The 14251-nt window shown below is 36.1% G+C and carries 9 protein-coding genes; 1 reads left to right on the top strand and 8 read right to left on the bottom strand.

Translation table 11 applies throughout. The features are described 5' to 3' along the window. Positions 1-39 precede the first annotated feature (39 nt). Complete coding sequence (locus ABR854_RS23675; RefSeq protein ID WP_350268331.1) at positions 40-1239, bottom strand: tyrosine-type recombinase/integrase; 1200 nt, start codon at positions 1237-1239, stop codon at positions 40-42. Positions 1240-1657: 418 nt separating this feature from the next. Here ABR854_RS23675 and ABR854_RS23670 point away from each other — a divergent pair, with 418 nt between their 5' ends. Beyond that, positions 1658-3034 carry a tyrosine-type recombinase/integrase gene (locus tag ABR854_RS23670; RefSeq protein WP_350268330.1) on the top strand — a complete coding sequence of 459 codons (1377 nt, stop codon included), beginning with the start codon at positions 1658-1660 and terminating at the stop codon, positions 3032-3034. 47 nt (positions 3035-3081) lie between these two features. On the opposite strand, the gene ABR854_RS23665 is transcribed toward ABR854_RS23670, so the two are convergent. The 7 genes from ABR854_RS23665 to ABR854_RS23635 form a co-directional block, all read right to left on the bottom strand. Beyond that, positions 3082-4308 (bottom strand): hypothetical protein, encoded by a 1227-nt coding sequence (locus tag ABR854_RS23665; protein WP_350268329.1) that lies wholly within the window; start codon positions 4306-4308, stop codon positions 3082-3084. Between the two features lie 6 nt (positions 4309-4314). Further along, positions 4315-4758 carry a Rieske (2Fe-2S) protein gene (locus ABR854_RS23660; protein WP_350268328.1) on the bottom strand — a complete coding sequence of 148 codons (444 nt, stop codon included), beginning with the start codon at positions 4756-4758 and terminating at the stop codon, positions 4315-4317. Position 4759: 1 nt separating this feature from the next. Beyond that, positions 4760-5953 carry a di-heme oxidoredictase family protein gene (locus tag ABR854_RS23655; protein WP_350268327.1) on the bottom strand — a complete coding sequence of 398 codons (1194 nt, stop codon included), beginning with the start codon at positions 5951-5953 and terminating at the stop codon, positions 4760-4762. 165 nt (positions 5954-6118) lie between these two features. After that, complete coding sequence (locus ABR854_RS23650) at positions 6119-8167, bottom strand: heavy metal translocating P-type ATPase (RefSeq protein WP_350268326.1); 2049 nt, start codon at positions 8165-8167, stop codon at positions 6119-6121. Between the two features lie 30 nt (positions 8168-8197). After that, positions 8198-9427, bottom strand: coding sequence for an efflux RND transporter periplasmic adaptor subunit (locus tag ABR854_RS23645; protein ID WP_255035228.1), 1230 nt, complete (start codon positions 9425-9427; stop codon positions 8198-8200). Between the two features lie 10 nt (positions 9428-9437). Further along, positions 9438-13778: a CusA/CzcA family heavy metal efflux RND transporter gene (locus ABR854_RS23640; protein WP_350268325.1), complete on the bottom strand. Its 4341-nt coding sequence runs from the start codon at positions 13776-13778 to the stop codon at positions 9438-9440. Positions 13779-13877: 99 nt separating this feature from the next. Continuing rightward, positions 13878-14207, bottom strand: a complete 330-nt coding sequence (locus ABR854_RS23635) for a DUF6660 family protein (protein WP_350268324.1) — start codon at positions 14205-14207, stop codon at positions 13878-13880. Between the last annotated feature and the right edge of the window lie 44 nt (positions 14208-14251).

Raw genomic sequence — 14251 nt, 5'->3', positions numbered from 1 at the left:
TAGGTATCCGTTTTTCTATTTATTAATCAAAAAATGTTTTTATCTTTCCTGCAAATGACTTGTTTGCTTCAAGGCAGTTTCGGCAAAAATCTTGATGTAGTAATGTTCGGTCATGGCTACGGTTGTATGACCAAGTATTTTTTCTGAAACTGTTTTGAGCGGTACGCCCTCATTGATGTAAAATGTACCACCACTTTTCCGCAGTTGCTTGAGTCCGATTTCGGTTGCATCAATGCCTATTCTACTGGCAAGCCGCTTAAATATTTTGAGTACAGTTTGGCTCGGATATTTCGGAAAAGGTTTGTTTCGGTCGAGAATCTTTTTTAGTATGTTGTTGACCGATACCACACAAACGAGCGGTTCGGCCTTGTTGCGTTCTTTGTATCTCCGCTTTTGTATTGTGAGTTGGGCATCAACAAAATGCAGGTGCTTTTCATGGCTAAACTCCAAATAATCGCAATGGTCATAAGTAGTATAAAATAAGAAGGTGCAAATATCGGCAATATGCCTTTCGGTGGTGGTTAGTTCGTCGAGCCTAAAAATTTTAAGCATTTGTTGTTCGGTGATGGTCGCTTTATTTGGCTTTGCGTGGCTGACTTTTGGCCGTGAATAATTCAGTGGGTTTTCTTCTATCTTACCGTTTTCGATGGCAAAATTTAGGCACGCCCGAAGCTGTTGTAAATATCTGTTAGCTGTGGCCTCTGATAGTGGTTCTTTTTTCGATGTCAAGAACCTGAAATACTGGTAGCCAAATTGAGCGGTGATGTTGTGGATTTCTAAATCTTCGCATCGGTGTTTTTTCTTCAAAAATGTTTTCAGGTGTTCGTGTCCCCACGTGTACTTTTCACGGCTTTTTATTTCCAGTTTTCTACTGTCTTGAAATTTTAGAAAATCGGTCATTAATTCCATAACCGTAATTGTCTTGTTTTCTTTTTCCCAAATTTTAATAAAATCCTTCTTTAGCGTTTTGGCCGTGACGGTCCGGGCTGTACGGGTCATGTGTAAGAAACAGTTGTTTACCGTTGTTACGATTTCGGTTAGAATCTGATTGTAGGAATGTGCCAATTCGGTACTGGCTTCAAAGCGTTGCTTTTTCTGATTCCATCGAAGTTCGGGACGGGCTTTTACTTGCGTGCTATATTTTGTGGCTTCTTCTCCGTAGATACCGATATAGGCTTGGAGGGTTGGGATTGTGTACTTTTCTTTGCGGATTCTAAAACGTACTGTGGGGATGCTCATTTTTTTTTCATTTGTGTTGCAGTGTTTAGACGTTCACCACAACGGGTTTCAAAAAGTGGGCTACAATGTAGTCGAGTGGGTTGGTTTTTGAAACTATTTATTGTACGGTAGTATGTATGTACATTTTATAGTTTGTATGTGCATCGTATGTAGAAACGCAAAAAAGCAAGGGTTTCGCCTTGCTTTTCATGTTGTTTTGACTATTTTTCAGCTCCCGAAGCTGGGCTCGAACCAGCGACCCTCTGATTAACAGTTATGTAAACTTTCCTTATGATACCCTCTTTTATCTACGTTTTATAGCTTTTTTGTGCAAAAATAGCTCTTTTTTGACCTTTTTTTTCGCTTGTTAATGCTTGTTTGAGGTTGATTGACTACCTTTGTATTGCATATTGTATTGCATATTTTATTCTGAAACATCATGGCATTAGCAACTATAAAACTTTTTTTAGATACCCGACAAATGAAAGTTGAGGGTATTGGCATGGTCAAAATTTTGACTACTTTCAAACGTCAGCAGAAGCTTTATACTACTGGAATAAAAGTATCTTCTCTTGATTGGGCAAAACTTCAAAGGAATGTTGATGAAAATGGACTGTCTTCAAAATTGAGAGATAGTAAGTTCATCGACCTTTACACCCAACTCTATGGAGAGAACAGTTCGCTAAAACGAGCTAAAGTTATTCTTGAAAAATTAGGTGATGATTTTACATTTGAAGACTTTAAGTATCTATTTAGTAAACCTACTGAAAGTGTAGAAATTAGTAATAAGGAAACCAATAATATACTTATTGCTCTTGAGAATAAATCAAAAGAGATGTTAAAAAATGAAAGAATTTCCAGTGCAGACCTTTATCAAACTGTTGCTAATTCTTTGAAAAGATTCCTTACATCATTGAGTAATGACGAGCGATTCGAACTAAAATTGCCAATTTTGAGTAAAAGTAATATAGAAAAGCCTTTTTTAGATTTTATTCATATCACCCCCGCTTTTCTATTGAAATATGAAAAATGGATGCTGAAATTTGGTAAAATGGCTCAAAAGCAGGGGAGCGTGTCCATGCCTGCAAGCCAAACAACTGTTGGTATTTATTTGCGACAACTTCGCACTATTTATAATGATGCAATTGGAAAGGGAATAGTGAACCGAGATTTATATCCGTTTGCTCAAAAAGGTTATGTAATACCTTCAGGCAGAAATGATAAAAAAGCCCTAACTAAAGAAGAGGTTAAAAAAATTATGACTTATGATGCACAGCCCGATAGTTTTGAGCAACGAAGCCGTGATTTGTGGATTTTTAGTTACCTCTCAAATGGAATGAATTTTTCAGACATTTGTCGCCTTACTTGGGGAGATGTAAATGGAAATCAAGTGAAATTCATAAGAAAAAAGACTGCTAATAGTAAGAAATCTGACCAAAAGAAAATAACTGTTACGTTATTCCCTGAAAGTTTTGAAATCATTGAGCGGTGGGGAAATAAAGATAAAAGTCAAGATGCTTATCTTTTTCCATTCATTAATGAGTTGATGGACGAGCGACATAAAAAAGCCACAATTCATCAAGTAATTAAAATTACAAACAAATGGGTCAATCGCATTGCTGAAAAGCTGGGTATCGAAGGAGATGTAAATACCTATCATGCTCGACACTCTTTTGCTACCATCTTATTAAGAAGTGATGCTCCGATTCCATTTATTAGTCAATCACTCGGACATTCAAATATTGCCACGACCGAAGCGTATTTAGGCTCTTTTGAAGACGAACAAGTACAAGGGTATTTGAAAGCATTGATATAATTATGGAGAAAAGGTTATAGGTACTTTTTAAATGTATGAAATATAATTCAAAAATAACTTGAAACTCCTAATTGAAATACACCAGTTTTCGATGGAGGATTACCCAATAAATCCCATTGTTTTTGAATGCGATAATTAAAACGAATAACAGTTGATGGAATAGGTCGCCAACTGATTGCAGGCATAATTGAAATAACTTCGTCATAAATTTTATCTCCTGTTTCAGTAAATTTACCTACATTCCAATCAACTCGTTCGATACGGCAAGCGATATTAAACGTAGAGTTGGGGAATCCTGCAAGGAGTTTCTTATAAATAGGTTGCACAATATCCACAAATCCGCCCATTTGTTTATTACCATATTGTACGGCATAATTGCTTGGCAAATCAACATTTACCCATGCCCATTCTGTGATAATTGATGTTTTTATTTTTTTGATAGTAGTATTAAAATCTATGGCGAATACATTTAACGCTCTTTTAGGTGCTAAATTAAAACCATCATCTTGAAATTTATTATAGATGCTTCCCATATAAGAAAGTCCCAATTCACCAATTTTTCGATTTCTAATAGCTATTTTTCCTGTAAAAAGAGCTTTTCCATTGCTACTTTCTTCAAAACGATTTCTGTTAGCTTTGACGGCTGATAAGGATGTTCGACTGTTTTCATTATCAATTATTGTTTCATCAAAGCCATTTGTCAAATAGGCTTCATAAGCAAATACCCATTGTTTACTGTATTTTTTGCCATAAAAACCCATCCCTACATTGCTAAATGTTGCAGGGAGCATTTGAGTAGCCGAAATCGGTCTATCGCTAAACTCCCATTTTGGACCATCATGGTTTTGATTAAATGCTCCAATCGGATTCACAATAATACCACCTCGAAAATTGAAAAGATTATTGAATTGAAAATCAAGAGCTGAAAATTCAATATTGATTTCTTTTGTGCCATCTTCAAATTCAAGTTCTGACATGAATTTTATTTTTTGATGCAAACTTCCACCTAAAAACAAAGTCATTCTACGCATTTGAAAAGAAAGCCCTTCGCCAACTCCATCAGTTATTGCATAATTGGTATTCATTTCGGCATAGCCACCAACACCCAACGGAGTACGCCCAACTTGTAAAAATGGACGACTATACACGGCATCAATATTCATCTTGGTAGAATCATAAACGGGCTTCCGTTTGAATAATGTGGTATCTATTTGGGCAAAAATATTTTGAAATAAGCCCAATAAAAATAACAAAATTACGAAATGTTTTTTCATCGTTGATTAGGCTAAATTGATATAAATGTTTTCTTGGTCAGTTTTTACAGCGAAAGTTCTCAATGCTTTTTCGGCAGGCCCTTGTGTTACTTTTCCTTTATTGTCAAATTCGCTCCCATGTCCTTCACAAACCAAATAATTGCCATGAGGTTGCACTTCATTTCCTTGATGTGTACATTCTAAATAAATGGCAGTATATTGGTCTCCATCCAAACGAAAAATGGCTATCGGAAAACCTAATTTTTCATGTTTTGCAACGATTACATTTCGCATACTTTGCTTGTCTTTCTTTATTTCGACAAACTCACTTTTTTTGATAACCAAGTCATTCTGTTTCAAATCAACTTGTTTGGCATAATAGGCTGAACTACAACCTTGTAAGGCAAACGTCAAGGCACTGCCACCGATGCAACTCAAACAGCTTATACGAATAAAATCACGTCTTTTCATATTATAGGCTTTCTAAAAATGTTATCAATTCTTGTTTTTCTTTACTACTCAATGCTACATATTTTTGCCTACTTTTGAGTGCTTCCCCACCATGTAATAAAATGGCTTCTTCAATACTTTTGGCACGTCCATCATGCATTAAATGCACTTTTCCACCCTGAGAATCTTTGGCTAAACCTAAGCCCCAAAGTGGTGTGGTACGCCATTCAAAAGTTTTTGCAGAACCTTCCGTATAATTATCATCTAAATCTTTGCCCATGTCGTGCATGAGCAAATCGGTATATGCAGCAAATGTTTTATTGTTTAATCCTTGAATGGTCGAGTTTGCCGTTTTCATGCTTGGAGTATGACAAGCTCCACACTGATTTTTAACAAACAATTCCTTCCCCGCCTTTACTTCTGTGGATTCGACAATTCTTTGAATTGGAGCTTTCAATGTTTGTAAATAATGTACCACATCAGCAATTTCGGCATTACTTATTTCGGGGTCTAATGCCTCTCTGCTATATGTGTCGTTTGGGGAGTAAGCACTTACAATACCCATGTCTTGGTTATAGGCATTTACTGTTTGATTGAATAAATTATATGCTCCTGCTTTTCTGCCAAAACGACCAATATATTTGCCATTTTTAGTAATAGCATTGGGTTTTGGTGTCAAAAAATTGGCTAATTCAATCCAATTTGGTACACCCGAAATACCATCATTGTCTTTATCATCTGGGTCTGATAATGCCAAAATATCAGCATCAGAAACGGCTTCTAAAAAACCTAAGCCTGTATTAGATGGAGCAATGAAAGTGGCTTGTGAAGCCCCAGAAGGAATATTTTCAGGGTTAAATCCTGTAATGGCTCTATGCTGTAATTGTGGACCACCCATCAACAGAAATTTATTTCCAGTTTCGTCAGTTTGTCCAAAACGAATTAGACTTGTTGAAGGATGTCCTTTGCCATCGCCAGCATGACAACTGATACAAGAATTTGATACAAATAAAGGACCTAAACCTGTACTGGTAGTAAAAACCTTAGTGAAAGCAGCATCACCTCTAAGAAATTGAGTAGTTTCAGCAGTCGTTAATTCTTCAATTGTACCATCTAATACGGTATTTTTTTCTGGAGAAACTGGCAATAGTTTTTCACAAGCCGTAGCAATGAAAAAGCCAATTGAAATGATGAATATAGTATATTTTGCTTTCATCTTGTTTTTATTTTACAATTCAGAAAGGCAAATCTATATAAATTTAGATTAATCTAAAAATATTGTTAGATATATTGTTTTAATATTTTAAACATGGACTAAAAACAAAAGCATTGCTCTATTTAGAACAATGCTTTGAGAAAAACTAACGATTCAAAATATGGTTTAAAACTTCATATTCTGAATCCTAACAGCATTTAAAATCGCCAATAGAGCTACACCAACATCAGCAAAAACAGCTTCCCACATCGTTGCTAAACCACCTGCCCCTAATAATAACACAACAGCTTTTACGGCAAACGCAAGCGTGATATTTTGCCAAACAATGCGTTTGGTTTGTTTTCCGATATTGATAGCCATTGGTATTTTTGATGGTTTATCATCTTGAATAACGACATCAGCAGTTTCAATGGTAGCATCGCTTCCAAGTCCACCCATTGCTATGCCAACGTTACTTAATGCTACCACAGGGGCATCGTTTACACCATCGCCAACGAAACATACGGTTTCATTGAGAGTCTTCAATTCTTTGACTTTGTTTACTTTGTCTTCGGGGAGCAAATCACCAAACGAGTTAATTATACCCAATTTATCAGCTACAAATTTTACAACATTGGTCTTATCACCACTGAGCATTACTGTATTTACTCCCAACGCTTTTAGCTTATTCACAGTTTCTTGGGCATCTTCTTTAATACTGTCGGCAATGGTTAAGTAGCCCACAAACTTTTTATCATAAGCAATGGCAATAAGGGTATAAACAATGGTTGTTGGGTCAATATCATAGGTGATAGAGAATTTATCCATCAATTTAAAATTTCCAACTAATAATTCTTTGCCATTTATTTCAGCTTTAAGTCCATGTCCTGAAATTTCTTCTACATTTTTCAGTTCGATGGTCGAGTCAATCTCTCCAACAAAATTATGAATGGCAGTTGCTACTGGATGCGTACTTTGACTTTCCAAAGCATTGACCATTTTTAAGATTTCATCTTTATTAAAATCTTGCTTTATAATAACTTCTTGTACTTTAAACACCCCTTCGGTCATTGTACCTGTTTTGTCCATCACTACGTTTTGGATACTGGCGATAATGTCCAAAAAATTGCTTCCTTTGAAAAGAATACCATGCTTACTGGCGGCACCAATGCCTCCGAAATAGCCCAAAGGAATTGAAATAACCAAAGCACAAGGGCATGAAATAACTAAAAACACCAAAGCTCTGTATAGCCATTGACTAAACACATAATTCTCAACAAAAAGCACAGGTACTATACAAATCAATACAGCCAATAAAACAACAATCGGTGTATAAATTTTGGCAAATTTTCTAATGAAAAGCTCTGTTGGAGCTTTTTGAGCCGTAGCATTTTGTACCAATTCCAAGATTTTGCTAAGTTTACTGTCTTTGTAAGCAGTAGTAACCTTTACCTGCGAAACTGTATTAAGGTTTATCATTCCTGCCAAAACTGTTTCACCTTTTGCTTTGGTATCGGGCTTGCTCTCACCTGTCAATGCTGCGGTATTGAAAGAGGCTATTTCAGAAAGTAGTTCACCATCTAAACCCAGTTTCTCACCTGCTTTTAATTGAATAATATCGCCAATATTTACTGATTCCGCCTTAATAGTTTTAGCTTGATTATTTTGTAAAATAGTTACTTCGTCGGGGCGTTGGTCAAGTAAGGTTTTGATATTTGCCTTAGCTCTTTTGACTGCCAAAGTTTGGAAAACTTCACCCACAGCATAAAATAACATGACTGCTACACCTTCGGGATATTCGCCAATGGCAAATGCTCCGATGGTGGCAATGCTCATTAACAAAAATTCAGAAAAGACTTCTCCTTTACCAATGCTTTCTATTGCTTCTTTTAGAACGGGAAAACCAACAGGTAAGTAAGCAACACCATACCAAATAATCCGAACCCAACCTGTAAACCACGATTGAGGGAAATAATTATCTAATGCAATGGCAATGAGTAATAAAGCCAAGCTAATGATGGCTGGCAAAAACATTTTGAAAGTGCTTTCATTTCCTCCCGAATGGCCGTGTCCATCATCATCGGTATGCTCATCGTGTTTTGGTTCATCAATTGCACAACAACCTACCTCTTTGTGTTCTTTCTTTAATTGTTTATTGGCTACCATATTGATTTTTTCTTCTTGCGTACAACAAAGTTGTTTGCCGTCTTTGTCATAAATGTGTTTATGTTCCATTGTCTTGAATTTTATATTAAAAAAAATAAATTAGTGATTATGCTCATCACCGCCTTCCGAATTCGACATAGTAGATTGCAAATAGTAAGCACCTTTTGCCACTATTTTTGCTCCAGCAGGTATTTCTTGCAAAGGCGTTACTTGCACAAACCCCAATTGAGTTGTTCCTGTTTTCACTTCAATTCGCTTGAAATGAACACCCGTATCAACCTCTTGTCCTTTGCTCTTTGGCTCTTCATCATGTTCTTCTTGAATAAAAATAAACTCCTTACCTTCAGCTTTGGCAATAGCATCTATTGGCAAAGTTTCTACATCATTTTTACCAATATCAATTAAGGCATTGACATACATTCCTGGAATCAGTCCAATCGTAGAATTATTGATGTCGGCATGAACTGCCACTGATTTTGATTCATTTTGAAAAGCCTTTCCAACACTAAAAATCCGTCCGATAATTTCTTGGTTTCCTTGATTAGTCAAAACAAACCGAACACTTTGCCCTACTTTTATACGGAATAGGTCTTTTTCATAAACCAACAAATCAACGTGCATTTTAGAATTATCTACAATGGAGAATAATGTATTATTAGCTGAAATACTACTCCCAATTTTCACTTTCACTTCTGTTATATAGCCCGAAATAGGAGCTACAATAGAAAGTATTGAAGCATTGTCATTACCACCCAGCGAAAGGTTTTGGTCTAAAATAATTATTTGATTTTCAGTATTTTTGATTTTATTCTTGATTGTTTCAAGCTCAGTATTGATTTTTTGAAAGGTTTTTTTTGCCGTTACATTTTCATCGCTCAATTCTTTCTGACGAGCAAATTCCAACTCTAAAAAATCTTTGCTTACTTTGGCTTGCTGCAATTCTTCGGTCAATTTGGCTTTTGCTAAACGAATATTGTTGAATTCCATGCTCTGAAATGTTGCCAATGTCTGCCCTTTTTTTACAAATTGCCCCTCAATAACAGCAATTGTTTTGATAATTCCACCCAAAAAAACCGAAACATCAGCTTGATTTTGAGGGGGAAGTTTGGTGTATCCATTGGCTGTGATAACTTCACTTAGGTTTTTCTTTTCAAAAATTCCGAAAACTATTTGAGCTGATTTTACTTGCATGGGTGTCAATTCGACTACACCAGTTTCGTCGTGGTGTTCTTCTTCTGTTACTGTTTCTGCGGCTTTTTTATTGCAAGAAACGAAAAGAAACAAACTGAATATAACTAATAAAAATTTATATTGATGATTGATTTTCATTTGCTTAAAATTAATTGTTTAACAAATATTGAATATTGATTGTATTTTGGTTGAAAGCATTGATTGCGTGCAAATAGTTTTGCTGAATGTTTAACACAGTTTCTAAACTTTGTAGATATTCTACATAACCTACTTCTCCACTTTGATAGGCTTTTGTAGCATTTTTTGTGATTATTTCAGCATTAGGCAAAGCAGATTGTACATAATAATCCATCAAAGATTGATTGTTTTTTTGCTCTTGAATTTGCTGCAAAAGTTGGCTATTCAGTTGATTTTTGAGATATTCTGAACTTTTTCGTTGGACTTGAATTTCGGTTTCTGATGCTTGAATGCGAGCTTTAGTGGCTTTAGTGAAAATTGGAATACTCATACCCAAACTCACACCTTGAAAACGAGGAACACCGTTGAAGAAAACAGTTTTATCAGCAATCTCTTGAATGCCTGTGAGCGATTGTAAAAAATATCCAGCCGAAAACTCAGGTTTTGCGAGAGCTTTTTCAACATTTTTGTTTGCCGAAGCTATCGTAATTTGTTGTATTGCCAATGCTAAAACAGGGTTTTGATTGATAAAATTAGTATCTGATATAATCGCCTTTGACGGAAAAAAGTCGGTTTCGACAATTGTAAAGTCGTCTTTAATATTCAAAATGTTTTTTAGTCTAATTTTTTCACTTAAAATCAAACTTTCATTCTGCTTTCTGACTTGAACTAACCCTTGTTGCTTGGTTTCGGCAGTTGTTTTTTCTAACAATGTACTTTCACCAGTTTTGAGTCTTAGATTTGCTGCTTTTACAAATTGTTGCAAATAATCATCTTGCTTAGCCAATAATTGATTAATTGCCATCAAATACAAAATGGTATTCCAAGAATGGCGAATCTGAAAAGCAATGTCGTGTTTAGTTATTATCAATTTCAGCTCACTACTTTTGATGTTTTCATTGATAAGTATTTTTTTTGCTTGAAACTGAAAAGGGCTAAATCCTTGCGAAATGCTATAATTTTGGTCAAAACTTCGGGTATTGTACTGCCCCAACATGGCACTTACATTGGTTTTGGGAAGCTCCTTTGCCGTTGGTTTTAGCTGATTTTGCACCTTGACTGCCAATTCATTGGCTTGTACTAAACTATTATTTTTTGTTCCTAAATCTATGGCTTGCTGTAAACTAAGTGGTGTTTGAGCATGAGCAAAGCCACCCGAAAACAAGAACCCCAAAATTATGATAGACGCAATTTTGGGAACTTTGGGCTTTTTTATCCCTTTTTCAAATAGCAAATACAAAATTGGTAATACAATTAAGGTGAGCAATGTTGCCGTAATTAAACCACCAATCACAACAGTAGCCAAAGGTTTTTGTACTTCTGCACCAGCACCGCTACTCAAAGCCATAGGTAAAAAACCTAATGAGGCTACGGCAGCAGTCATTACCACAGGTCGTAAACGTACTTTTGTTCCTTCCTTGATTCTCTCTAAAACATTATCATAACCTTCGGTTTTAAGTTGATTGAAATATCCAATCAATACAATTCCGTTCAAAACTGCCACGCCAAACAAAGCAATAAAACCAATGCCTGCCGAAATACTGAATGGCATTCCACGTAACCAAAGGAAAAAAACACCTCCAATGGCAGAAAGTGGAATGGCAGTAAAAATCAATATAGACTGTTTTATGGAATTAAAAGTGAAATAGAGCAATACAAAAATCAAGAGCAAAGCTACGGGTACAGCTACTGCAAGGCGTTTGTTGGCTTCTATCAAGTTTTCAAATTGACCACCGTAGGTTACATAGTAGCCTTCGGGGAGTTTGAGTTTGGCATCCAATTTTGCTTGTATGTCGTTTACTACGCTTTTCACATCACGTCCACGCACATTCAGACCTATCACAATTCTACGCCTGCCATCTTCACGACTTATTTGTGCAGGCCCTTGTTCAAAATTTACGTCGGCTACTTGCTCCAAAGGAATTTGGTTGCCATTAGGTAGGCTTACAAAGATGTTCTTTACATTAGAAATATCTTGCCGAAAATCTTTATCAAGTCTGACAACCAAATCAAAACGTTTTTCACCTTCATAAACCGTTCCTGTGGCTTGCCCTGCGAAACCTGTACGTACCACTTTGTTCAAATCGCCCACATTTAGCCCATATAATGCCAACTTATCGGGGTTATATCGAACTGTGATTTGTGGCATACCTGTTACTTGTTCCGCTTTGATGTCTGCAACACCTTCGATATTGCCAATTAAACCAACAGCATTATTGGCCGTTGCTGCCAATTTTTCTAAATCTTCTCCGAAAATCTTAATGGCAATATCGCTTCTAACTCCCGTCATTAATTCATTGAAACGCATCTGAATCGGTTGAGAAACCTCAAAGTTCACGCCAGGTATTTTCTCCATTTCCTCTTTCATCATATCAGCCAATTCATAGAAATCTTTGGTGGTTGTCCATTCTTTTTTGCTTTTCAAAATGATAATCATATCACCAGTTTCTATGGGCATGGGGTCAGTTGGTATTTCAGCAGAACCAATTTTTGAAACTACTTCTACTATTTCTGGAAATTTAGTTTTAAGTAGTTTTTGTAATTTAGTGGATGTTTCGATGCTCATACTTAAAGAACTACCATTAGCGTTTCTGAAATTGATAGCATAATCACCTTCCTCCAAAGTAGGGATAAATTCACCACCCATTTGACTGAAAATAAATAGTGCAATCAAAAATAGAGCAATAGAAGCACTCAAAATAATTGTTTTTAATTGCAATGCTTTCTCTAAAATTGGTTGGTAGAAGCGATAAATAAAATCTATGATTTTGTCAGAAATGTTCTTTTTATGACTAATATTTTTGCTTAAAAACAAGGCAGAAGCCATCGGAACATAAGTAAGTGACAAAATGAATGCTCCCAAAATAGCAAATGAAACTGTTTGAGCCATTGGCTTAAACATCTTTCCCTCTGTGCCAACCAATGCCAAAATGGGTAGGTAAACAATCAGAATAATAATCTCGCCAAAAGCAGCACTGCTTCTGATTTTTGTTGATGCGTGTAAAACTTCTTCATCCATTTCTTCGGCAGAGAGTCGCCCTTCTTTATTCAGATGTAATCGGTGAATGACTGCTTCTACAATGATAACCGCACCATCTACAATCAAACCAAAATCTATTGCTCCCAAGCTCATTAAATTGCCACTTACACCAAATAAATTCATCATTATTACGGCAAAAAGTAGTGCCAAAGGAATTACAGAAGCTACCACCAAACCAGCACGCCAATTGCCGAGTAGTAAAACCAATACAAAAATGACAATTAAAGCTCCTTCAAAAAGATTGGTTTCCACTGTACTGATGGCATTATTAACCAATTTTGTACGGTCTATGAATGGTTCAAGAGAAACACCTTCGGGCAATGATTTTCTGATTTGTTCAACCTTCGCCTTTGTTCGATTAACTACCGCTGATGAGTTTTCGCCTTTGAGCATCAGTACCATTCCTCCAACTACTTCGCCCTTACCGTCTTTGGTTACAGCTCCATATCTCAAAGCTGACCCTTCTTGCACTTTTGCCACATCACGAATCAGAATGGGTATTCCATTATTGGTTTTAACTACTATTTTTTCAATGTCAGCAATAGTTTTTACCATGCCCAAAGCTCTGATAAAGTAAACATAAGGTTGTTTGTCGATGTATGCACCCCCTGTATTTTCGTTGTTTTTTTCGAGAGCCTCAAAAATATCAGTGATGGTGGTATTCATACTTTTCAGTCGGTCGGGCTGCACTGCAATTTCGTATTGTTTTAGGCTACCTCCCAAGGTTGTAACTTCGGCAATTCCTGCCGTACCAAGCAATTGTGGTTTGACTATCCAATCTTGAATGCTTCGTAGTTTTGAAGCATCGTATTGACTTTCATAACCTTTTTTTGCATAAATTACATATTGATATATTTCTCCCAGTCCAGTAGTGATGGGGGCTAATTCGGGGATTCCTGCTCCTTTGGGAATAAGCCTTTCAGCATCTTTTAGCTTTTCGCTCATTTGTTGTCTTGCCCAATAAATATCTACGTTTTCCTCAAAAACAAGGGTAATTACACTTAATCCGAAACGACTTAAAGAACGCATTTCTACGATTTTAGGAATCGTTTTCATCGTTTGTTCGATGGGGTAAGTAATAAACTGTTCCACTTCTTGAGTTGCCAAAGTAGGAGCGGTAGTAATAACTTGTACCTGATTATTGGTAATGTCGGGCAGGGCATCAATGGGCAGTCGGCTTAAATTATAAATACCAACTAATACCAAAGCCAAAGTAAATAGACCCACAATAAATTTATTATGGATAGAAAAATGGATGATTTTATCTAACATATTTTAAATCTAATTTTGAAAAAATTCATAGATAGCCATAAGCAAAGAATCCTGCTGAGTAAAATATCAGCAAGTAGAAATGGCAATAATTTTCAAGAATTAGATTTTGGGCGGTTGCCAGATGTTTCCGTAGAAATCAGAAATAAAAGAAGTATTGTAGAAATTGATTTTCCCTTTTTCAGATAAAAAACATTGTGCTATCTCTGAAATGAGAGGGGAAAATGAAAAATTTAAGACAATATTTGTACCACAACAAGCACAAATACAGAAAGGTGAACAAGTTTCAGTATCTTCTTGGTGGTTAGTATGATTGGTTTCTGAAAAAGCTATTTTGTCATTATCCACTACTTTACAGTCTTCCACATCTCCGCAAGGCAGACACGAAAGTATAAGTACGTACATGGATAATATGAATGAAAGGATTTTCATACAGCAAAAGTATGCAAAAAACAAGTGCAACAGGGAGTCAAAAA

Source organism: Emticicia sp. W12TSBA100-4 (assembly GCF_040253585.1).
Lineage (GTDB): Bacteria > Bacteroidota > Bacteroidia > Cytophagales > Spirosomataceae > Emticicia.
Note: the sequence above shows the minus strand (reverse complement) of the source record. Positions and strands in the feature narration are given on the sequence as shown.